Here is a 20,678-nt window from a genome sequence, read left to right as displayed (position 1 = left end):
CCTGCGGCTTGTCCGCAGGATCCAGTCTGATACTTGATTTCTGGATGCCGCGAACAAGTCGCAGCACGTAGGGATGAGACGAATACCTCAAAAATATGTTGAAAACGGTTGTTAATGCCGTGATTAAAACCGGAACTAGTCGGGCAAATTTCTTCCCTCTGGAAAGGACGGAAGGCAGTAAAACCGCGGCTGGAATCCAGAAAATTTTAGACGCACAGATAGAAAACGAACATGAAGAGATTGAAACCGATAACAATTTTATACCATAAAAATATAATCTCATTACCTGTAATCCTTTAGTAACCGTTTAACCGTTCACAGCGTATGTAGCCCGTGAACGGTCAGGTCCTTTATGCGACGGTTATAAAGGCGAGAGTAGGATAGGCAAAGTTAATATGTAGGTTGGCGCTGAGCCTAGCGAAGCCCAACAATGAAATTAGAATCGTGGCATTATCTTGACATGGAGTAGGTGATAGTTCTGCTGTTGGGCTTCGCTAGGCTCAGCACCAACCTACGTCATCAAGCACAGGTTATATAAGGTATAGAAGTTAGCTGTTGGGCTTCGCTAAGCTCAGCACCAACCTACGGTCATCAAGCACAGGTTATACAAGGTATAGAAGTTAGCTCTGTGGCGTATGAACCCTCTTCATTACTCTCTTCTAAATCTGTACCAGAACTAAAAAACGAAAAACAATTCGGCTCTTTGGCTTTGATTCGCTCCAACTCTTCATCAACCATATCGTTAATTTTACTTAAAGTAGACGTCCTGCCATACAAACCTCTAATTTGACGAATAATCCATAACTTACTTCGCAATTGACGGATGTATTTCAGGCCTGCGCATTCATATGGAGTGGAGTCACCATTCAAATCTTTTTTTAATTGAAGCAACATATTCTGCAGAGCAGGATGATTTTGATTGACTTGAATAAATCGAGCAATGCAATCAATGGCTATATTCTTTTGAAATTTCAGACAAAAACGATGATCTTCACCTATATCCCGAAGAATATCTTTAAACTGTTGATATGATTTGGCCCGGGTTACCAAACTAATATAAGCAGTCTGAAATTGATAAGATTCAATTCGTGCATCCATATTATATTGCTGAAACAATGGACTTTGTTTTGCCCCATTTTCTAATAAATGCCTCATAGTAAAACGAACATCTTTACGAATATCTTCAGGGTGCTCTTCTGCGGTTGCTGCCATTTCCATAGCCACATCCAAAGGGGTTTTTCCGGCGTTATTTTTTTTATTAATGAAATGCCCAAACATGTGTAGGGTTTCTTCATAGCGATAATCACCAAACCTAATGGCAATGTGTAAAGGGGTATCGCCTTCTTCAAATCCTTGTTCTGATTGAGCTAATTGCTGATAGGAAGAAAGCGCATTGATTACATGTCCTGGAATCTTTGCCTGGGGAGTTGATTCTCTTAGTTCATTTAAGAGCAACTCGTGTTCTTCCTGTTTTAAATTACTAACAAAATCGCGGAATTCCTTTATTGAAAATAACACTGCTCTTAATCGCGCCTGGCGAGCAACGGTTGCTTGTGTCATTACCGCCATTTTAGCTCTGTCTTTAGAATTATGTTCATCAAGACACTCTTTTAAGCTTAATCCTATAAGTTCTGCTGGCAACAAAATATGCTTGTAAAAGGCCATCCATTTTGCTTTTTTAAATTCAGGGTTTTCTCCTAAAAGAGTAAAAGCCTCAATTTCTTCAACACTATGATAGTCTTTATTAGACCAAGGCTTGGCGATGTAACTATACTTCGTTGGCCAGTAAAAATTAGATGAATGGGCTAAAAAAGGAAAATTCAATAAATCTTCAGCCACAACATCAAAAGCACGGTCATTATGCATCCAATGAAAAAAACGCCGCGTTTTAAACGACATGATGCTATCAATAAACATTAAATCATGATCAATTTTAAAAAAAATGGCGTGTGGTTTGCCGTCCTTTTCTACAAGGTAAAAGCCAAAATTGCCTTTATGCAAATCATCTTCTTCCAGAGTATAAGAGCTGGCTAAAATGCTGGCCAAAGAAGAGTAATCAATGCTCAGAATATTTTCTTGTTCTGCTTTTAATAAATTTGCAAAAAAACCTTGCGGTAATTTATCTAAAAAATAATAGGGTATTTCCTCTGCCTGAGTGACCGTTTTTACGGTGCAATTAGAATTGATGTGCGGGTTGTCTAAAGTAAAAAAAGTTTGGCTTAACCCTTCTTTTTTCTCTATAACATAACAAAGATGTTCAGTAACCATCCCCAGTACATTAAGAGAATCATCAACAACTAATCGCTGAGTAGAGGTGGTACCTTTGGCTAAAAATAATTGAGCTAATTGAGTAAACGCCACTTCAAAACGAGAAAGTTGTGCTCTGCCGTATTTGTTTCTTTTAAATATTACTTTGCACGGCTTATCATAAGCATCTGGAGGGGTATAAACTGCATCAATATAAGCTTCATGCCCATAGTGGGTGGATTCTCCCAACGCAATATCAGCTATGTTATAAAGCCAAGCCATAACAGTCATATAAAAAAATAAGTATATTATTTTATCATAATGAGCAAAAAAATCAAAGAAACTCTAACCTGTCATTAATTTAAAGTTTATCAATATCATCAGGCTGGATGGTTAAATTTTCATTTTTATCATCAAAGCCATGTTCTTCATTGAGACGAATTTGTAAACCAACATTGTTTTTAGAATCGGCGTACTTAATAGCATTTTCTTTAGATATTTTACCTTCCTTATATAAGGCTAACAGAGCCTGATCAAAAGTTTGCATTCCCTGTTCATTACTTCTCGCCATAACCTCCTTAATCTCATCTACTTTCCCTTTATCAATTAAATCAGAAATATAAGGGGTATTTAATAAAACCTCCACTGCAGGTACCCGTTGACTGGAGATCCCCGGTATTAATCGTAAAGAAATAATGGCGCGTAAATTCAAAGACAAATCCGTTAATAACTGCCGTTTCGCGTCTTCAGGAAAAAAGTTAATTATTCGATCCATAGTTTGATTCGCATTATTCGCATGAAGAGTAGAAATACATAAATGTCCCGTTTCAGCATATGCAATCGCGTGTTTCATTGTGTTACGCTCACGAATTTCTCCAATTAAAATAACATCAGGAGCCTCACGCATCGCATTGGTTAATGCGTTTTCGTAATTTAAAGTATCTATGCCTATTTCACGCTGATCGACTATGGATTTTTTATGTTGATGGATGTATTCAATAGGGTCTTCAATGGTTAAAATATGTCCTCTATAACTCTCATTACGATAATCAATCATAGACGCAAGAGTGGTGGATTTACCTGAGCCCGTAGAACCAACCACCAAAACCAAACCACGTATTTCCATCATGATCGATTTTAAAATTTTAGGCAGTTTTAATTCTTCTATGGAAGGTATAACTCCCTTTATATAGCGAACAACCATTGCTATTTCGCCGCGTTGTCTGAAGACATTAATCCTGAAGCGCCCCACTCCCATTAATGAAAAAGCCATATTCAGTTCCATATTGGCACCAAACTCTTTTTGTTGCTCATCACTCAGGATAGACATCACAATTTCTGACATTTGTTGTGGTTTAACAGGAGCTTGTCCTATAGGAGATGTGATGCCTTCAATTTTAATATTAGGCGGTGCCCCCACACTGAAGAATAAATCTGAAGCCCCTTTTTCTACCATCAGTTTAAAAAATGGAGTTATATCCATAATAGACTCACATTTGTATTTTTATAGTATAAGTTTAGTCAAGACTGGTGATTTTGCTACTAAGCTATCGACACGTACCCTCGTCATCTCGAGCACATCCCGTCATCTCGAGCACATCCCGTCATCTCGAGCGTTAGCGAGAGATCTCCTGAATGCAGTACGGAATATACATCGAAGATCTCTCGCTAACGCTCGAGATGACGTAGATGAAATCAAGAGCCCGTAGATCAACTCAAGATCGCGTAGATGAACTAAAGATCAAGAGGATCCTATAAAGGTAGCATCCACTTACTTATTATTTAATTTCAACTACAGGAAACAAAGGATGATCCATGCTGGCACCTGAAGGCAACTCATCTGCCAGTCCCGGAAAATCAGGTGAGGTGACCCAGAGTCGGGGGGCATGGGTCATGTCATCTCCCAAAAAGCGAACCGAGAATGCGCGCCGTCGATGTGGCCCTTCTACTCCTTTTGCCATATGTAAGGTCAGCATGTGGAAACACACCACATCACCAGGTTCTAATTCCCACCCTAGTATAGAAAAATCTTCTCTGGCATTTTCTATATTCGGTAATTCCTGCAAACTGCCTTCAGGAAACCACTTGGCTTGCTGATCCATAAACGATCTGGGCATTAGCCAGGGACCTAAATGTGATCCGGCAATAAATTCCAAAGTCGAAGCTCTGCTTACCGGATCTACCGGGATCCAAAAACTGCAATTTTGTTTCCCGGCAACATTATAATAAGGCTGATCCTGATGCCAGGGAGTAATTTGACGCGTTCCGGGCTCTTTAACCAAAAGATGATCGTGATATAACCGTACTTTTTGACTCTGGGTTAATTGGGCAGCCACGGAAGCCAGTTCCGTTTCGAATATAATTTTTTGATAAAAGGGATTGTGTTGCCAGGTACAAAAATCCTCAACAAAATAACCGGGATCATCAGCCCCACTGGCCACTTTAGCACGTGAACTTAAAGAAGATAAATTAAGTTCTATTCCCTGGCGTAAAATATCTATTTCTTTAGCGCTTAGTAAACCGCGAATGCACAATGCGCCATTATGCTGAAACAGAGCGACCAGCTCACTATCCAATCGCATTTTAGACGTCCTTTCATTATCACCAATCACATCTTCTCCAAAACTTCGCGTAAATGCTTGACCGGTTCTATTATCATAGAAGAATCCCCTTGCTGCTTGGGAGCATTAGCAAAAGGGACTATAGCTCGCTTAAACCCGTGTTTCACCGCTTCTTTAATCCGCTCCTGCCCACTTTGCACGGGTCTTATTTCTCCAGCCAGACCTACCTCACCAAAAATAATGGTTTCACTGTCAAATACTCGATTGCGTAAGCTGGAAACTACTGCGGCGAGTAATGCCAAATCACTGCCGGTCTCGGTGACTTTTACCCCACCTACCACATTTATAAAAACATCTTGATCATAAGTGGCAATGCCGCCATGACGATGCAATACCGCCAATAAAATGGCTAAACGATTATGCTCAAGACCAGCGGTTACTCGTTTCGTCTGTTGCCCATGAGCCTCATCGACTAAAGCTTGTACTTCCACTAACATCGGGCGCGATCCCTCCCAGGTTACCATCACCGCACTTCCAGGGGTTGGTTCTGGTTGACGGGATAAAAAAATGGCTGATGGATTAGAGACCTCCTTTAATCCCCTATCCGTCATAGCAAATACACCTAACTCATTCACCGCGCCAAAACGATTTTTAATCGCTCGAATCACCCTGAAACGACTGTCGCTTTGTCCTTCAAAATAGAGCACACTATCCACCATATGTTCCAAAACTCGAGGCCCCGCCAAAGTCCCTTCTTTGGTCACATGCCCCACTAAAAATACGGCTGTTTGCGTCATTTTGGCAAAACGAACTAATTGGGCCGCCGACTCGCGCACTTGACTGACTCCCCCTGGCGCCGAGTTTAGGGTTTCAGTAAAAATAGTTTGTACTGAGTCAACTACTATAATTCTTGGTTTTTCTTTCTGAGCATGGGCAATAATAGACTCCACTTGCGTTTCAGCCAAGAGTCTTAATCCTGCTAAAGGCAATCCCAAACGTTGCGCACGCATGGCAACTTGCTGCAAAGATTCTTCACCAGTTACATAGAGAACCGTCTCTTGCATCGATAAATTGGCCAGAGTTTGTAATAATAAGGTTGACTTACCAATCCCTGGATCCCCACCAATTAAGACAACCGAACCGTAAACCAAACCACCGCCTAAAACCCGGTTTAATTCAGATAAACCACAGTCCATGCGCAGTTCTTTATCCATGACCACATCTTCAACAGCAGTAATCATAGAACGTTGATTAGCCCACTGCCCGCTCCGCGAAGTACGACTAGCAGCGACAACTCCTTCTTCAGAAACTGAATTCCATGCACCGCACTGCGTGCATTGTCCTGCCCATTGTTTAAAGACTGCCGCACACTGGCTGCATACAAATTGGGTTTTTGTTTTCATTACTCGAACCTTACATCCATTCTCAATCAATAGAGATAGAATAACTGATCATTAAACGAATTACCTGAATAATTTAATAAGTCTTCGTTTCTGAATTATCCCTCTCAAGAAAGTGCCATTATTTTTTATATGTTAATAATTCCTTAATATTTATGGTTTATTATTAAACTATGAGAATTTTTTGCAATCAAAACCAGAGGAAGCCATCATGCCAAAAACAAAACATAAACAAGCGACTCATGCCACCAAAAAAGTTAATAAAAAAGAAATGAAAGAGCAAGCTAAAAATCCAGAAGTTAAAAAAGATCCAGCTGAAGCTGGTGCAGTTAAATATCTAACTGACCTTAAGAATAGTATGGTAGAAAAGTTAGCTAAGGCAGAAAAAGTGAAAGGACTTTATCAAAAGCATCGCATAATTCAGGAAGTCAATGGTGAGTACCATGATAAAATGGGAAAGTTGTCGTCTGTATATAATATTGGTCGAGTTGGACATATTAAAGCAGTGGACGATTTAGTAGACGAAGTGCGTGCACTTTATGAAGAAAAAATCCTGTCTGTAAGGGATAATCTTGAGCGTGAGCTGAACCAAAAAAATACTCATCCTCAAGAAGAACAGCAAAAAGCTGTAGCAAAAAAACTTGCTGAAGGAATGAAACAGGCGGTCGAAGACGAAAAATTCGGTGAGTTCCAAGGTTATGTAGGTACTCCTCCTATTACACGTGAGAATGTCGATAAAATAGCTGAACAGCTAGAGAAGATCAATAAGAGGGATGCATTAGAAAATGAAAGAAAGAAAGAAATACAAATGCAGCAAGATGAAGCCTTCGCAGCTAAAGAGCAAGCAACAGAAATAGCCTCTGCGCTGATTGAAGGGGTCGCAAAACAACAAGTAGAACAACAAGACTCAGCCTTCGCAGCTAAAGAGCAAGCAACAGAAATAGCCTCTGCGATACTTGAAGAAGCTCAAAAAAGAGAGGCCGTCATAAAAAGAGTTGAACGAATATTGGATAATTTGGCGCTAAAAATAGAAGGAATAGGCCAACATCATCCCGAAGCTCGTGCTCAAGCGGTGAATTTGCATAACACATTAATGAAAGGTCTTACTACTCTTGAGGTTGAATTAAAGTCCGGTCAAAAGAGTAGGAAAGAAGCAACAGACGACTTCAAAGAACTATGCTCCGCTACAATAATGTCTGTTATGCCCGCCTTGGAAAAAGATTTGGGTTGGGGCGAATACCTCAAAAATATGTTGAAATCTATCGCTAACGTATTTATTGCCGGCGCTCAAAAATTAGGCTCTAATGCTACATTCTTCAACACCAGTTCTAAATCGGGCCAAGCAGTTACGGAAACTGGTCAAGAGTTGCAAGCGGACGAAGATGAAACTCCTGATCAAAATCCAGCGGCAAATATATAACAGCCATCTAAAGCAAACTCGCTACATTAAAGTTCTTCATTTAATGTAGCAAGTTTGTCCTTTCTTTTTATAATCTATCTACATTATCTTCAGTCAAATTTAAATATAGTTCTTGTATTACCCCAAAACAGTTCATTTAAAGCAATCAAGTTGAATCCTGATGCTAACCCAGTATAATCACAACATTTCATGGGATCAGAGCAACCTGATGAGCAAAGGCATTCATTTCGAACAATCGATAACGGAACTGGAAGAAATTGTGAAGCAATTGGAAAAAGGGGAATTAACCCTTGAAGATTCGCTCAAACAATTTGAAAAAGGCATTGGTTTGGCCAGACGTTGCCAGGATGTTTTGAATCAGGCAGAACAAAAAATAGAAACACTTACTGCCGCCCATGCACCTTCTGAACCCCAATCGGATGAACAAGCAAGTGATTGAAATTTATACCCAACGCCACGAGACCTTCCTTGAGCAGATGCTCAACGAAACCCTGATTCCCGCCAGCCAAATTCGCGCGGCCATGCATTACTCTTTATTTCCTGGTGGAAAAAGACTCAGACCGATTTTAGTATATTTGGCCGGTGAATTGATTAACGTCAATCTCCAGGTACTTGATGTCATTGCAGCCGCTTTGGAATTAACCCACTGCTACTCCTTAATTCATGATGACCTTCCCGCTATGGATGACGATGATTTACGCCGCGGAAAACCGAGCTGTCATAAGGCTTATGATGAGGCAACCGCCATTTTGGTAGGTGATGGAATGCAGGCCCTGGCTATTGAAGTTTTACTAACCCGTTTATCTCCTTTACTGAATGCCTCTCAAGTAATAGCCATTACTCAAGTCCTGGTACAAGCCAGTGGAGTAAGCGGCATGGTAAGCGGGCAGAGCCTTGATTTATCTGAATTGGCAAAATCATCCGTTACTGAAGAACAATTAAGAGAAATTCATTTACTTAAAACCGGTCGATTGATCCTGGCTTGTTTTGAAATGGTTTTAGCGGCTCAGACATCCATCAATGAACCCACGCAAATAGCGTTTAGAACCTATGCCAGACATATAGGTCTGGTATTTCAAATGCAAGATGATTATTTGGATCGCTACGCGCCAGCCAATATATTGGGCAAAGGCCGATCGTCTGATTTAGCCAATGAAAAAACTACTTTCGCGACTCTGTTTAGCCAACGTCAATTAGAAGAAGAAATTGCCATACACTATCAAATCGCCATTGATGCATTGAAGATATTTGATAAAAAAGCCACGGCCCTGATTGAGTTAACCCAGCAATTACAACAGCGCAGCAAATTAGCGCAATAGACGTAGGTTGGTGCTGAGCGCTGCGAAGCCCAACAGCAGGGCCTGTCACCTACTACATGCCCTGCCATAATGCTAATTTCATTGTTGGGCTTCGCTATGCTCAGCACCAACCTACCTTGCTCGATCCTTTCTCTTAAGAATTTACGAAGCAGAACGGATTGAGTTAACCCAGCAATTACAACAGCGCAGCAAATTAGCGCAATAGACGTAGGTTGGTGCTGAGCGTAGCGAAGTCCAACAGCAGAGCCTGTCACCTACTACATGTCCTGCCATGATGCTAATTTCATTGTTGGGCTTCGCTACGCTCAGCGCCAACCTACCTTGCTCGATCCTTTCTCTTAAGAATTTGCGAAGCAGAACGGATTGAGTTAACTCAGCAATTACAACAGCGCAGCAAATTAGCGCAATAGACGTAGGTTGGTGCTGAGCGTAGCGAAGCCCAACAGCAGGGCCTGTCACCTACTACATGCCCTGCCATAATGCTAATTTCATTGTTGGGCTTCGCTATGCTCAGCACCAACCTACCTTGCTCGATCCTTTCTCTTAAGAATTTGCGAAACGGGTATTAAGGTTTCTATGCCATTGCCTGTTCTTCTTTGCTCGCCCTTCCAGGCATGTCCATAAACTACTTCATAGGTAAGTGGATACTTTCCTTTATCCGTTTGCACTGTCGCATAATTTTTTTCAAATTGTTGCCATGCCGTTTTACCGGTTAATCCCTGATTTCTTGCTGAATGAATATTTCTTACCCCTTGCGCCTTTAAAGCCTTGATTAAATGGGGCAAGGTTTCATAGTGAACCGATAATAACTCCATATCCATTACGGGCTCTAAAAAATGCTCTGCCATAAGGCAATCGCCAATATCATGCATGTCAACAAATTCATTAACATGCGCATGTTGATTTACTCCAGCCCATGCTCCTTTCAGTTCCTTAAACGTGTCGGGTCCCAAGGTAGTAAACATCAAGCATCCATTCACATTCATCACTCGATTCAACTCCCGGAACACGCGGGCAAGAGGGCTACCCCAATGAATGACCTGATTAGCAAAGACCAGATCAAACATACCGGTAGCAAAGGGCATATTCTTCATATCAGCGGTTACCAAAGACCATTTACGCCGCCAACTCTGTTTTTTCTTTGCCTCTAATAACATGCCATGGGCAAAATCCAAACCAAAAACCTGAGCCTTAGGATACATTGCAGTTAATTCACGCGAAAAAGTGCCAGGCCCACAACCTAAATCAAGAATACGTTTTGGCGAAATTTTTAAATACTGTAACCGTTCAAACAAGCGATCCCCTATTTCTCGCTGTACTTTAGCGACAAGCTCATATTCGGTGGCATGTTTATTAAATGCCTTGCTAATTTCATTATTGACAGCCATCATACAACCAGGAAAAAAGTTAAATAGGGAAATCCAACGTCCATGCGCCAGATGCTGTTCAGTATAACACAGACTTTACGTCTGCCTTCAATCTGCATACTTTGCAACCAATTTCATAAAAGCGCTTTAGCTGTATGTACTTCCTGCATTGAACTCATTAAGCCATTAGGCCCAGCGTGCCAACATTGTGCCCAACCACTTCCCGATGCCACCTATTTAGTTTGTGGTCAATGCATTAAAAAACCACCTCATTTTGATAGAGCCTTAATAAACTATACGTTCGAAGAACCTTTACGCAGTCTCTTACACCATTTTAAATACTATAATGGTCTCTATCTCAGCTCTTTTCTATGCCAACTCATGCTACATGCGATACAAAATCAAGCCATCACGGCACAGTGTTTAATCCCCGTTCCTCTGCACCCCAAAAGACTAAAACAACGCGGGTTCAACCAGGCTGCAGTTTTGGCTAAACGATTAGCTCGTACATTAAATCTGCCTTATGACTTAAAGAGCTGTCAAAAAGTAATTAATACTGCCCCTCAAGCCAGTCTGGATAGTGAGCAAAGAAAAAAAAATTTGCATCACGCCTTCCACACCAACCCTCTGCCCTACCAGCACGTGATCCTCATTGATGATCTGTTAACTACCGGGTGTACTGCCAATGAGTTAGCGCATACCTTAAAAAAAACCGGCGTTCAAAGAGTTGATGTATGGTGCTGCGCCAGAACGGTGAAAAATCAACAGACGGAAACAAATTTTATTTAAATGCACTCTGACCGCTTCCAGCCAGGCTACATTTTATCGCGCGGGTGACGAAGGCCGCTCTACTGAAACATACGCGTTAAATCATTAGTTACTAAATGAACCAATAACAAGCAAAAGGCAATAAACATTAACTGATAGATTAATACTTCCAAAGCAACCGACATGGGCTTACCGCGAATTTTTTCAATAATACTATAAAGAATGGAACCGCCATCCAAGCCTGGAACAGGAAATAAATTAACCACTGCAACTGCCAAACTAAAACTGGCAATAAAAAATATAAATACAACTACCCCCTGCTTCAAAGAAGCAACGGAAGCCGCAAACAGCCCTATCGGTCCTAATAAGATAGCAAAAGGAATTACGCCGCTAAATAATTGTTTCAAAATCATCATAAAAAATTTAACCATATGGACAATCGTCGTACTTGCCTGTTGCGTTGCCTCTAAAAACGATGAAGAGCGCATCACGCCATTTGGAGCAGATAAATTAGGGCTAATCCCCATACTCGCTAATAAAGATTTTTCACGTCCAGTGAATTTGATCTGACTTAAATCAAGAGAGATGTCTTTTAACTGTTGATTGGTTTGTTTCAACGTTACTTTAACGTCTTTTTTACCCCATAAACTCACCAGTTCCATTCCCACCTCCTGCCAGGATGGCGTGGGATAACCGCCGATAGCGATGAATTGATCTCCGACAAGAACTCCTGCCTGAGCAGCAGCACTGTTGGCCTGAACAGATTGAATTTGCGGTAATTTATAATTAATGCCTATGTAAAACACGAGTACCAAAGCAAGCCATGCCGTAATGAGATTAGCCAAGGGCCCAGCCAATAAAATAAGAATTCGAATCCACACGGGTTTTTTATCAAAACAAACGGGATATTCTTTAGGATCTACAGGAGTAATTCGTGTATTAAGTAGCTGAACATAACCGCCCAAAGGCCACATAGCCCATACCCAGTCACATCCGCTTTTACTTTGCCATTGGAGTAATGGCTTTCCAAAACCAATTGAGATTTTTTTGATCTTCACGTGAAAGAAGCGTGCTACCAACGCATGCCCACCCTCATGAATTCCCACTACTAATATGAGCGTGAGAATTATGGCTAAAAGCGCCACCAGCATAGAAAACTCCTTTTAATGGGCTATTTGGTATTATCAACAACTAATTGCAGCATAGGAATTCCTTTCCTCCCCGTCAACTCATATCCTTTACGATATACTTCGAAAATACGGTAAGGCTGATTCGTTTCACTATCGACCAACTCTACTTCATCGCCGTGCTCATCAACTAAAGTAAGAGTTAAATGAATTTCGCGATAGTCACTGATTTGGTAACGATCTTTAAATAATTGCAGTACTCGTTCCAAACTTTCAACCGCTTCATCACTATTATGTTGGCCTTGAAGGATAATATCCATTTGGTACTCCTCGTCAATTTACACATTCTGTGCAAAAAGTGGTTACTATAGTTGTCGGTAAAATAAAAAAGTACTTTAGTAAGATAATGAACTTTCCCAATTCTCTACAAATTTAGCGGTTAATCGTTTACAATATCCAATTAACCAAATAATTAGTAACTCATATTCTATGGTGTTTGTTGCCTGCGGACTCAATCATAAAACTGCCCCAATAAACGTGCGTGAAAAAGTCGCGTTAGCTCCTGCTATGCAAGATTCATCGCTCCAGAGCTTGCTTAACCTGCCAGAAGTCAACGAAGCGGCTATTCTGTCGACCTGCAATCGCACAGAGATCTACTGCGATACTGACAATCCCCAAATTCTTTCAAGCTGGTTGGCTCACGAACATCAGTTATCGCCAGAATTACTTTCCCCTTTTATCTACATTCACGAAGGTCATCAGGGAATTAAGCATACCTTACGGGTTGCCAGTGGTCTGGATTCGATGATGATTGGTGAACCCCAAATTCTGGGGCAAATGAAGCAGGCCTACCAACAAGCTTGCCGTCTGGGTACCGTAAAATCTCAATTACGCCCCGTTTTTGAATATATTTTTAGTGCCTCTAAAAGAATTAGAACCCGAAGTGGTATAGGAACCAACCCTGTTTCAATTGCCTATGCCGCAGTACAGTTAATCGGTCAATTATTTTCAAACTATAAATCACTGCATGTATTTCTGATTGGCTCCGGAGAAACCGCCTCCCTAGTAGCAAAATATTTACATCAGCAGGGAGTGCATCGTTTCATGGTAGCAAGCCGCACTCTTGAGAATGCCCAAAAACTTGCCCACACCTTTAACGGCAAAACGCTTTCCATTGGTGACATCCCCCAATACTTATCACACGCTGATGTGGTTATTTCTGCAACAGCATGCCCTCTTCCTTTTATTAATAAAAGCCTGGTTGAACATGCCTTGCAACAACGAAATCATGCGCCTATGTTTTTTCTGGATTTAGCAGTCCCCCGTGATATTGAAAGTAACGTAAACGAATTAGAACAGGTACATCTCTATAATGTCGATGACTTGCAAATCATGATAGAAAAAGGGATGGATGAAAGACGACATGCCGCTTTGCAAGCAGAGCAATTAATCGAAAGTGAACTGGATAATTATATTCGCTGGCATCGTTCTTTGAGAGCAAAAGAGGTCATCTGCGATTATCGCAATCAAATGCAGGATTTAGCACAACTGGAATTACAACGAGCAATAAAAAAACTGTCTGCCGGTCAAAACCAACAAACCGTTTTAAATGAATTTAGCGAGCGTCTGGTGAATAAGCTGACTCATAATCCCACTACCGGCTTAAGACAAATAGCCTGGGATGGTCGAGAAGACTTACTTGCTCTGGCACAATATCTCTTTAACACTACTACCAACCAGCCATCATATGAAGAAATCCCTTGAGTTAAAACTACAGCACATGCTGGAACGCTTCCAGGAAGTCGGTCGCTTATTATCAGAAGCTTCTGTTATTGCTGATCAAAACCAATTTAAAGCATTATCTAAAGAATATTCTCAACTGGAACCAGTAGCCACTTGCTATGAATCCTATTTAGAAGCTAAAAATAACTTATCCTCACTTGAGGAATTACTCGCAGGAGAGGATAAGGAATTAGCCAGCATGGCGGAAGAAGAACTTGACGCGGCTAAAAAACACATTGATGAACTGGATGAGCAATTGCAGTGGCACCTCATTCCCAAAGATCCCGATGATGAGCGTAATATCTATCTTGAGGTAAGGGCCGGTACTGGCGGTGATGAAGCGGCTATTTTCGCCGGAGATCTTTACCGTATGTACAGCCGTTATGCTGAAAATCAGGGATGGCAACTGGAATTAATCAGCGCCAGTCACGGTGAACATGGCGGCTACAAAGAAATCATTGCGCGGATCAGCGGTAATGCCGTCTACTCTCAATTAAAATTTGAATCAGGCGCCCATCGTGTGCAACGAGTCCCCGAAACAGAATCTCAAGGGCGCGTTCATACCTCTGCTTGTACGGTGGCCATCATGCCAGAAGTGGAGGAAATTGATGAAATCCAAATTAATCCCGATGATTTACGTATAGATACTTATAGATCATCTGGTGCAGGAGGTCAGCACGTTAACAAAACGGATTCCGCCATTCGTATCACTCATCTGCCCACCGGCGTAGTCGTTGAATGTCAGGATGAACGCTCACAACATAAAAATCGTTCTAAAGCGATGTCTTTGCTTAAGACCCGATTACTGGATGCAGAACAAAGCAAACAAAAAAAAGAACAGGCGCAAACAAGAAAATCATTGGTTGGTACCGGCGATCGTTCCGAACGCATTCGTACTTATAATTTTCCCCAAGGACGCCTCACCGATCACCGCATTAACCTGACTATCTATCAACTTAATGACGTGATGGAAGGTAATTTATCGTTAGTTATTGATTCTTTAAAGCGTGAATATCACGCAGAACTGCTTGCTGAATTGGGTCGCCATGATTAATATTCGCACGGCATTAGAACAAGCCTTGCAAAAATTAGATCAACTGGCCCCTGATTCACGCCTGGAAGCCGAATTATTATTAGGTCATCTGTTAAATAAAAACAGAGCCTACCTCTTTGCCCATCCCGAAGAGTTGCTAAGCCCAACGCAACTGAATCAATACCAACAATTAATAGAACAACGGGCGCAAGGCATCCCCATTGCTTATCTCACCGGAACTCGCGAGTTCTGGTCACTTTCCTTAAAAGTTAATGAGCATACGCTGATTCCAAGACATGAAACGGAACGATTGGTGGAATTGGCTCTGGAGCTGCTCCCCAATAAACCAGACATCCGCGTACTCGATTTAGGTACAGGCAGTGGAGCTATTGCTTTAGCGCTGGCAAAAGAGAGGCCCTTCTGGGATATTACCGCTTGTGATTACAGCATAGAGGCTCTGGACATGGCCCGAAAAAATGCTCAGGATCTTGGAATAAGCAATGTCTCTTTCTATCATTCCGACTGGTTCAATAATCTTCCGGACGTTTCTTATCATGCCATTGTATCTAACCCTCCTTATATAGCAGAACATGATCCACACTTAAAACAAGGGGACCTTCGTTTTGAACCACTAAGTGCCCTGGCTAGTGGTCAAGATGGATTAGCTGATCTACAATGTATTATTAATCGTAGTTATAACTATCTTTTGCCTAATGGGTTACTGTTATTAGAACACGGTTATGATCAAAAAAATGGTGTAAGAGCTATACTTGATAAGATAGGATATAGGGACATACATTGTTGGCAAGACATTCAAGGTCATGATAGGGTGAGTGGAGGTTACCGTCCGTAAGGGTACTGCATGAGCGAATTATTATATTGATGATATTGCAGTTTTTTGGTATATACCTAGCCACTTTCTGCAAAACTCGGTTTCAGGGATTGAGTTGAGATGGAGGCTAAAATGACAGGGCATTTAATTGATAAAACCAATGAGAGACTATACAACGTGAAAAACGACGCAATCGGTAGCATGGGAATCGCCCCCTATATAGAGTCTGAAGGGGAAGAGTATATGAATGAAAAACAGCTGGCGCATATCGAAAAGATATTGCTGGCTTGGCGTCAATCATTGATGGAAGAGGTTGATCGAACCGTGACGCACATGAAAGATGAGGCTGCTAATTTTCCTGATCCCTCTGACAGAGCAAGTCAAGAAGAAGAATTTAGTATTGAATTACGTACTCGTGATAGAGAACGTAAACTCATTAAAAAAATTGAAGATGCTTTGGAACGTTTGAGAAATGATGATTTTGGATATTGCGAAGCCTGCGGTATAGAAATTGGCCTAAAACGACTGGAAGCCAGACCTACTGCAACTTTATGTATCGATTGCAAAACCTTATCCGAAATTAAAGAGCGCCAAAATCAAGGCTCCTAATTCACGGTCTCCAATATAAAACATCCTATTTATTCCCGCGCAAGCGGGAATCTTCCTTGAATATCATACCGCTCGGCATTCACGGGATAAGAATATTTGTCATTGAGAGCCTTGATGACTTTTTTACGAGCTGTCCCCAAGTGGCCCAGATCGTGAATACCCTAAAGCGCCTTAGCCTAACACTGAGGTCATCCGCACTGTCTTTCCAACCAACATTCGTCATAGCGATTACACACTTCGACATTTTCGCATACGATTGGTGGGGGAGCGTAATAGCGTTCTGCTGGTACGTTGATGATCACATTAGGGCCACCCCATCCGAAAAAAAAGCCCCCGCGATCGTAATAGCCACCTCCACCTCCACCATAACCATAACCATGACCGTATCCGTAACCACCACCATGGCCATGGTAATTACCACCATGCCATCCCACAACACGCCCCCCTTCACCATAAGAAGGCATGGAAACGGCGCTAAGTAAGCTTAGAGCAAACACACAAATACTGGTTATATTGCTCTTGATCTGTGTCATCATTATTTTTCCTTCAAAAATTTTTTATCTAAATCTCTTTATCATTAAGAGGAACGATTGCGCTTACTATGAAAGTAGTTGATTAAAATTACTTGTCCTCCCCTATTACGGTCACATACGAATGCACCAATTTTTTATCTGGTGAAAAACAAGTTATTCGAGTATTCATTCAATAATAAATACTCTCGGTTATTTCTTTGAGCCATTTTGCCTCTACTAATAAAAGTTAATTATGCCCAAACTGTTCACAAAATACCACATCTCGACAGAGGGAAAGTCAGTAAATTTTCTAGTTTCTTATTTGAATTATTATTGAACATTTTTCCTTCAGGATAATCTATACTCAAATAGCAATTCATTAAAGGAAATGGTTATGAGAAAAATACTATGGATTATTTTAGGTTTTGCATGGGTCTGCCCAAGTTTTGCTGCTCTTGATGGACACTTACCTGTTTTTAATGCCAGTAAAGATCTATTACCTTCACCCTATCCTGTTTATGTTATCCAGAATTCTGGAGTGATTAATCATCCTTATCCGGGAGCCACAAAAGTGATGCTGCCAACGGATAACAGTTATACTGACACGCCAGGCTGTTATGTCGCGTGTTATTCCCATAAACCTGGGGTATACAGTGTCTCGCCTACCATTTCGGTCATGGGGCAAATTCGGGTCAAAGGTCAGTATGTTTCACGCGTTTGCCAACCCGAAGGTTATCAAGGAATAGATATAAGTGCTGATCCAATGTTTAAACTATTATGTGCGAAAAAAATTCCTGCTTGTGCTGATGAACAATGCTGGGGGGGTGGAGATACTGGAGGATGGTTTGGTATTCAACAGTAATACCGCCTCTTGATCATCTCTTTACCTGCGACTGCGGCTTGTCTGCAGGAGCTAAGAATCTCGCTCTGTGACTCACCCTATGGCTCCCGCGGACAAGTGCCGCGGGGACGTAGGAGTAGAGTTGGATTGTTTTTTCAGCGATGGATATAAAATATCAACTTAGTGCAGCCGTAAATTATTCCAGCTAAAGTAACCCCATTAAGAACTGGCAATAATATTAAAATGATGAACATTATTCAAAACACCTTGTTGCCATCCTCCGACAATCAAATGATTGGCATTATTCTTCAGTGATTCCGCAACGGCACCTTTGAAATGAGCAGTTCGTGCTCCTTCATCACCAAAAGTATCAAATATGGCATAAGTGGTACTATCAAGCTTTAATGCTAGCCAAAATGAAGTACCAGGCTCTGTTTTGCTGATAATATTCGCAGCGTCTCTTAACAGAGTTTCCAATTCTTTTTCTTTACCCGGCTGTGCTTTTAACACAATATAACTGGCTTTGGCTGCTTTAAGCACGACATCTGATTGATAGTTGTTGGTAGCAATAATTTCGGAATTTTGTACGTTAGCTAACACACCTTTATCCCATCCACCATTAATTAAAGTGGCGGCATTATCGTGTAGCGCAGCCGCCACTTTCCCCGCGAAATGCGCTGTTCTTCCGGCATCATCATGAAAAACGTCAAAAATAGCAACGAGCTCATTTTCGCCCTGAAGAGCAAACCAAAATAGGGTTTGCGGTTCGGTTTCGCGCACCAAAGCGGCTCCATTTTTTAAAAAATCAGCCAGTTTTATTTCTTGTCCTGCGTTGCCTTTAAATTGAATATAACTCGCCTGACGAAGATCATTTTCAATTGTTGGTGTAGCAGCAATTGATGTACCAACCAGACCTAAACCAAGCAGGCTTGAATTTAAAATATTTTTGATATTCATTAGGTGCTCCTATCTACTAGAAGGTAGATAAATTAGTTAAAAAAATTAGTTCATTACATGGTTAATAAATTGTTTCACTAAATTGATATGCGTTATATCACCATACAAACGTGACATTAATAAAGCCCCTTCTATTTGTAAGATCAAAAGATGGGCAAAGTTATCAATAGGATACAACAAATTAACCTCTCCTAATTGCTTCCCTTCAGTCATAATTTCTTCAATCCAGTTATAAAGAGTATTGAAAAAATATCTGACTTTGCTCTGGAGGCTCTCTGGTAACGATAAAGCATCCGAGGCAAGCATGCCACCAAGACACATCTTCTTTTCATCGCCAAATGTTAATGAAACAATGACATCAATTAGCGCTAAGATCTTGTGTTTGGTGGTTAATTCTTTTTGCCCTTTAATTTTGTCTAAACCAATCACTATCCGCTGTAATTGCCAATTTATAACCGCAATAGCCAAATCTTCCTTGCAAGGATAATGATAATGAATACTCGAGGTTTTAATTCCAACAGTTGCTGCAATGTCCTTATAACTAAAGGCATTGTAACCACGTTTTTGAATTAAGTTCTCAGCAGCATTCAGAATGCTTTCTTGGGTCAGCGAATAGTTCATAACCACCATTATATCTATCGGTAGGTAGATAAGCAAGAATTATTTTATTTTAATTGATTCTCTGTACAATACGTCGTTGCGAGGGAGCAATCCAGCACGGATTTTAATTCGTTAAAACATGTCCAACAAAGAAATAAATAACATGCGTGAACGACAGCCTGCGGTGTATATTATGGCGAAAAGACTTAATGGCACCATTTACACTGGTGTTACCAGTGATTTACTCAAAAGAGTATATGAGCACAAATATGCTGATATTAATGGATTTACTAAAAAATATGGCTGCAAATCTCTTGTGTATTATGAGCTAACAGAGGATATGCTCAGTGCCATATCTCGAGAAAAGCAACTTAAAGGTGGCTCAAGAAGAAAGAAATTGGCGTTGATTGAAAAAACAAAGCCTCATTGGGACGATTTGTATGACAAATTAGTATGATTTATGACACGCAAGATCCTTTGCTTCGTCGGAACGACGTTATTACAAGATCTTGCATCAGTTCTTTAGATAATTAATACTGTATTTATCATCAACCGCCAAGCAGAATAATCTTATGAATCAACACCCTCCAACACGCAAAACTCTTGGCGTGTTACTCTTTCCAGAATTTGAAACATTAGATGTATTCGGACCACTACAAATGTTTGGTATGCTGCCGGATCAAATTAACATCGCTCTGATTGCCGAACAGCAAGGCTTAGTAAAATCCACTCAAGGGCAAGCGGTTTGTGCTGAATTTAGCTGGCAAAATGCACCTCATTTGGATTATCTCTTAGTTCCTGGAGGCAAAGGCACCAGAAAAGAAGTCAATAATGAACCTTTACTTCACTGGATTAAATCGCGCTCCGCCAGAGCTGAACTCACCTTATCCGTGTGTACTGGGGCTGCTTTACTGGCAAAAGCAGGCGTCTTGAATGGCCATAAAGCGACAACAAATAAATTAGCTTTTAACTGGGTAGTAGAACAAGGAACTCAGGTGAATTGGATTAAAAAAGCGCGCTGGGTTGATGATGGTTCGGTGATTACCGCCTCTGGAGTTTCTGCCGGAATTGACATGAGTTTATACGTCATATCACGATTATTTGGAGAAAAAATCCGTGATGAATTAGCCCAAAGAACAGAATATGTAGTCAACCTGGATCCCTCTATAGATCCTTTTATGATCTTTTGATACAGAGAGCGAATTCTGCCCACAAAGAGGGTAATTGATTAAAAAGGCGACTTGAATCTTATTATTTTTCTGGCTAATTATTTTTTTGAAGCAACGAAAAATTTGTCCTTAAG

The 20,678-nt window shown here is 40.9% G+C and carries 21 protein-coding genes; 11 read left to right on the top strand and 10 right to left on the bottom strand.

Going from position 1 to position 20,678, the window contains the following annotated elements; translation table 11 throughout:
• Positions 1-591 precede the first annotated feature (591 nt).
• The 4 genes from ankK to radA all read right to left on the bottom strand — a co-directional run bounded on the left by ankK (position 592) and on the right by radA (position 6,211).
• Positions 592-2,529, bottom strand: a complete 1,938-nt coding sequence (gene ankK / locus LOX96_RS15495) for a Dot/Icm T4SS effector AnkK/LegA5 (RefSeq protein WP_250424079.1) — start codon at positions 2,527-2,529, stop codon at positions 592-594.
• A gap of 79 nt (positions 2,530-2,608) precedes the next feature.
• A complete protein-coding gene (locus LOX96_RS15490; protein WP_250424088.1) occupies positions 2,609-3,730 on the bottom strand; it encodes a PilT/PilU family type 4a pilus ATPase in 1,122 nt (373 codons plus the stop codon).
• A 295-nt stretch (positions 3,731-4,025) separates the two neighbouring features.
• Positions 4,026-4,829 carry a phytanoyl-CoA dioxygenase family protein gene (locus LOX96_RS15485; RefSeq protein ID WP_250424090.1) on the bottom strand — a complete coding sequence of 268 codons (804 nt, stop codon included), beginning with the start codon at positions 4,827-4,829 and terminating at the stop codon, positions 4,026-4,028.
• A 26-nt stretch (positions 4,830-4,855) separates the two neighbouring features.
• Positions 4,856-6,211 (bottom strand): DNA repair protein RadA, encoded by a 1,356-nt coding sequence (radA, locus tag LOX96_RS15480; protein WP_250424092.1) that lies wholly within the window; start codon positions 6,209-6,211, stop codon positions 4,856-4,858.
• A gap of 208 nt (positions 6,212-6,419) precedes the next feature.
• Here radA and LOX96_RS15475 point away from each other — a divergent pair, with 208 nt between their 5' ends.
• From LOX96_RS15475 to LOX96_RS15465, 3 genes are all read left to right on the top strand, one after another.
• Complete coding sequence (locus tag LOX96_RS15475; protein ID WP_250424094.1) at positions 6,420-7,628, top strand: hypothetical protein; 1,209 nt, start codon at positions 6,420-6,422, stop codon at positions 7,626-7,628.
• A 208-nt stretch (positions 7,629-7,836) separates the two neighbouring features.
• A complete protein-coding gene (locus LOX96_RS15470; protein WP_250424096.1) occupies positions 7,837-8,067 on the top strand; it encodes an exodeoxyribonuclease VII small subunit in 231 nt (76 codons plus the stop codon).
• The gene (locus LOX96_RS15465; protein WP_250424098.1) at positions 8,048-8,947 is read left to right on the top strand and encodes a polyprenyl synthetase family protein; all 900 of its coding nucleotides are present in this window, start codon (positions 8,048-8,050) and stop codon (positions 8,945-8,947) included. The genes LOX96_RS15470 and LOX96_RS15465 overlap by 20 nt, the downstream gene beginning before the upstream one ends.
• Before the next feature lie 521 nt (positions 8,948-9,468).
• On the opposite strand, the gene bioC is transcribed toward LOX96_RS15465, so the two are convergent.
• Positions 9,469-10,335: a malonyl-ACP O-methyltransferase BioC gene (gene bioC / locus LOX96_RS15460; protein WP_250424165.1), complete on the bottom strand. Its 867-nt coding sequence runs from the start codon at positions 10,333-10,335 to the stop codon at positions 9,469-9,471.
• Positions 10,336-10,377: 42 nt separating this feature from the next.
• On the opposite strand from bioC, the gene LOX96_RS15455 reads away from it, so the two are divergent.
• Positions 10,378-11,103: a ComFC family protein gene (locus tag LOX96_RS15455; protein ID WP_250424100.1), complete on the top strand. Its 726-nt coding sequence runs from the start codon at positions 10,378-10,380 to the stop codon at positions 11,101-11,103.
• A 59-nt stretch (positions 11,104-11,162) separates the two neighbouring features.
• Here LOX96_RS15455 and LOX96_RS15450 read toward each other — a convergent pair whose 3' ends face one another.
• Together LOX96_RS15450 and LOX96_RS15445 are read right to left on the bottom strand one after the other, a co-directional pair.
• Positions 11,163-12,233 (bottom strand): M50 family metallopeptidase, encoded by a 1,071-nt coding sequence (locus LOX96_RS15450; protein WP_250424102.1) that lies wholly within the window; start codon positions 12,231-12,233, stop codon positions 11,163-11,165.
• A 20-nt stretch (positions 12,234-12,253) separates the two neighbouring features.
• On the bottom strand, positions 12,254-12,529 hold the full coding sequence (locus tag LOX96_RS15445) for a hypothetical protein (protein WP_250424104.1): 276 nt from the start codon (positions 12,527-12,529) through the stop codon (positions 12,254-12,256).
• A gap of 169 nt (positions 12,530-12,698) precedes the next feature.
• On the opposite strand from LOX96_RS15445, the gene hemA reads away from it, so the two are divergent.
• The 4 genes from hemA (at position 12,699) to dksA (ending at position 16,465) form a co-directional block, all read left to right on the top strand.
• Positions 12,699-13,973, top strand: coding sequence for a glutamyl-tRNA reductase (hemA, locus tag LOX96_RS15440; protein WP_250424106.1), 1,275 nt, complete (start codon positions 12,699-12,701; stop codon positions 13,971-13,973).
• A complete protein-coding gene (prfA, locus tag LOX96_RS15435; RefSeq protein ID WP_250424108.1) occupies positions 13,957-15,045 on the top strand; it encodes a peptide chain release factor 1 in 1,089 nt (362 codons plus the stop codon). The genes hemA and prfA overlap by 17 nt, the downstream gene beginning before the upstream one ends.
• On the top strand, positions 15,038-15,877 hold the full coding sequence (gene prmC / locus LOX96_RS15430; protein WP_250424110.1) for a peptide chain release factor N(5)-glutamine methyltransferase: 840 nt from the start codon (positions 15,038-15,040) through the stop codon (positions 15,875-15,877). Before prfA ends, prmC begins: the two co-directional genes overlap by 8 nt.
• A 111-nt stretch (positions 15,878-15,988) precedes the next feature.
• On the top strand, positions 15,989-16,465 hold the full coding sequence (gene dksA / locus LOX96_RS15425) for an RNA polymerase-binding protein DksA (protein ID WP_250424126.1): 477 nt from the start codon (positions 15,989-15,991) through the stop codon (positions 16,463-16,465).
• Positions 16,466-16,653: 188 nt separating this feature from the next.
• Here dksA and LOX96_RS15420 read toward each other — a convergent pair whose 3' ends face one another.
• Positions 16,654-17,001, bottom strand: coding sequence for a hypothetical protein (locus LOX96_RS15420; RefSeq protein ID WP_250424129.1), 348 nt, complete (start codon positions 16,999-17,001; stop codon positions 16,654-16,656).
• Positions 17,002-17,371: 370 nt separating this feature from the next.
• On the opposite strand from LOX96_RS15420, the gene LOX96_RS15415 reads away from it, so the two are divergent.
• The gene (locus tag LOX96_RS15415; protein WP_250424131.1) at positions 17,372-17,839 is read left to right on the top strand and encodes a hypothetical protein; all 468 of its coding nucleotides are present in this window, start codon (positions 17,372-17,374) and stop codon (positions 17,837-17,839) included.
• Between the two features lie 198 nt (positions 17,840-18,037).
• Here LOX96_RS15415 and LOX96_RS15410 read toward each other — a convergent pair whose 3' ends face one another.
• On the bottom strand, positions 18,038-18,775 hold the full coding sequence (locus LOX96_RS15410; protein ID WP_250424133.1) for a hypothetical protein: 738 nt from the start codon (positions 18,773-18,775) through the stop codon (positions 18,038-18,040).
• Positions 18,776-18,820: 45 nt separating this feature from the next.
• Positions 18,821-19,396: a TetR/AcrR family transcriptional regulator gene (locus LOX96_RS15405; protein WP_250424135.1), complete on the bottom strand. Its 576-nt coding sequence runs from the start codon at positions 19,394-19,396 to the stop codon at positions 18,821-18,823.
• 142 nt (positions 19,397-19,538) lie between these two features.
• Here LOX96_RS15405 and LOX96_RS15400 point away from each other — a divergent pair, with 142 nt between their 5' ends.
• Together LOX96_RS15400 and LOX96_RS15395 are read left to right on the top strand one after the other, a co-directional pair.
• Positions 19,539-19,832, top strand: a complete 294-nt coding sequence (locus LOX96_RS15400) for a GIY-YIG nuclease family protein (protein WP_250424137.1) — start codon at positions 19,539-19,541, stop codon at positions 19,830-19,832.
• A 115-nt stretch (positions 19,833-19,947) separates the two neighbouring features.
• On the top strand, positions 19,948-20,565 hold the full coding sequence (locus tag LOX96_RS15395; RefSeq protein WP_250424139.1) for a DJ-1/PfpI family protein: 618 nt from the start codon (positions 19,948-19,950) through the stop codon (positions 20,563-20,565).
• Positions 20,566-20,678 lie beyond the last annotated feature (113 nt).

This window comes from Legionella maioricensis, from assembly GCF_023618015.1.
Taxonomy (GTDB): Bacteria; Pseudomonadota; Gammaproteobacteria; order Legionellales; family Legionellaceae; genus Legionella; species Legionella maioricensis.
Note: the sequence above shows the minus strand (reverse complement) of the source record. Positions and strands in the feature narration are given on the sequence as shown.

What these genes read in the sequence shown, in the direction of transcription:
- ankK (WP_250424079.1), bottom strand. Translation starts at nt 2,529, where the DNA reads ATGGCTTGGCTTTATAACATAGCTGATATTGCGTTGGGAGAATCCACC.
- LOX96_RS15490 (WP_250424088.1), bottom strand. Translation starts at nt 3,730, where the DNA reads ATGGATATAACTCCATTTTTTAAACTGATGGTAGAAAAAGGGGCTTCA.
- LOX96_RS15485 (WP_250424090.1), bottom strand. Translation starts at nt 4,829, where the DNA reads ATGCGATTGGATAGTGAGCTGGTCGCTCTGTTTCAGCATAATGGCGCA.
- radA (WP_250424092.1), bottom strand. Translation starts at nt 6,211, where the DNA reads ATGAAAACAAAAACCCAATTTGTATGCAGCCAGTGTGCGGCAGTCTTT.
- LOX96_RS15475 (WP_250424094.1), top strand. Translation starts at nt 6,420, where the DNA reads ATGCCAAAAACAAAACATAAACAAGCGACTCATGCCACCAAAAAAGTT.
- LOX96_RS15470 (WP_250424096.1), top strand. Translation starts at nt 7,837, where the DNA reads ATGAGCAAAGGCATTCATTTCGAACAATCGATAACGGAACTGGAAGAA.
- LOX96_RS15465 (WP_250424098.1), top strand. Translation starts at nt 8,048, where the DNA reads ATGAACAAGCAAGTGATTGAAATTTATACCCAACGCCACGAGACCTTC.
- bioC (WP_250424165.1), bottom strand. Translation starts at nt 10,335, where the DNA reads ATGGCTGTCAATAATGAAATTAGCAAGGCATTTAATAAACATGCCACC.
- LOX96_RS15455 (WP_250424100.1), top strand. Translation starts at nt 10,378, where the DNA reads ATGCGCCAGATGCTGTTCAGTATAACACAGACTTTACGTCTGCCTTCA.
- LOX96_RS15450 (WP_250424102.1), bottom strand. Translation starts at nt 12,233, where the DNA reads ATGCTGGTGGCGCTTTTAGCCATAATTCTCACGCTCATATTAGTAGTG.
- LOX96_RS15445 (WP_250424104.1), bottom strand. Translation starts at nt 12,529, where the DNA reads ATGGATATTATCCTTCAAGGCCAACATAATAGTGATGAAGCGGTTGAA.
- hemA (WP_250424106.1), top strand. Translation starts at nt 12,699, where the DNA reads ATGGTGTTTGTTGCCTGCGGACTCAATCATAAAACTGCCCCAATAAAC.
- prfA (WP_250424108.1), top strand. Translation starts at nt 13,957, where the DNA reads ATGAAGAAATCCCTTGAGTTAAAACTACAGCACATGCTGGAACGCTTC.
- prmC (WP_250424110.1), top strand. Translation starts at nt 15,038, where the DNA reads ATGATTAATATTCGCACGGCATTAGAACAAGCCTTGCAAAAATTAGAT.
- dksA (WP_250424126.1), top strand. Translation starts at nt 15,989, where the DNA reads ATGACAGGGCATTTAATTGATAAAACCAATGAGAGACTATACAACGTG.
- LOX96_RS15420 (WP_250424129.1), bottom strand. Translation starts at nt 17,001, where the DNA reads ATGATGACACAGATCAAGAGCAATATAACCAGTATTTGTGTGTTTGCT.
- LOX96_RS15415 (WP_250424131.1), top strand. Translation starts at nt 17,372, where the DNA reads ATGAGAAAAATACTATGGATTATTTTAGGTTTTGCATGGGTCTGCCCA.
- LOX96_RS15410 (WP_250424133.1), bottom strand. Translation starts at nt 18,775, where the DNA reads ATGAATATCAAAAATATTTTAAATTCAAGCCTGCTTGGTTTAGGTCTG.
- LOX96_RS15405 (WP_250424135.1), bottom strand. Translation starts at nt 19,396, where the DNA reads ATGAACTATTCGCTGACCCAAGAAAGCATTCTGAATGCTGCTGAGAAC.
- LOX96_RS15400 (WP_250424137.1), top strand. Translation starts at nt 19,539, where the DNA reads ATGCGTGAACGACAGCCTGCGGTGTATATTATGGCGAAAAGACTTAAT.
- LOX96_RS15395 (WP_250424139.1), top strand. Translation starts at nt 19,948, where the DNA reads ATGAATCAACACCCTCCAACACGCAAAACTCTTGGCGTGTTACTCTTT.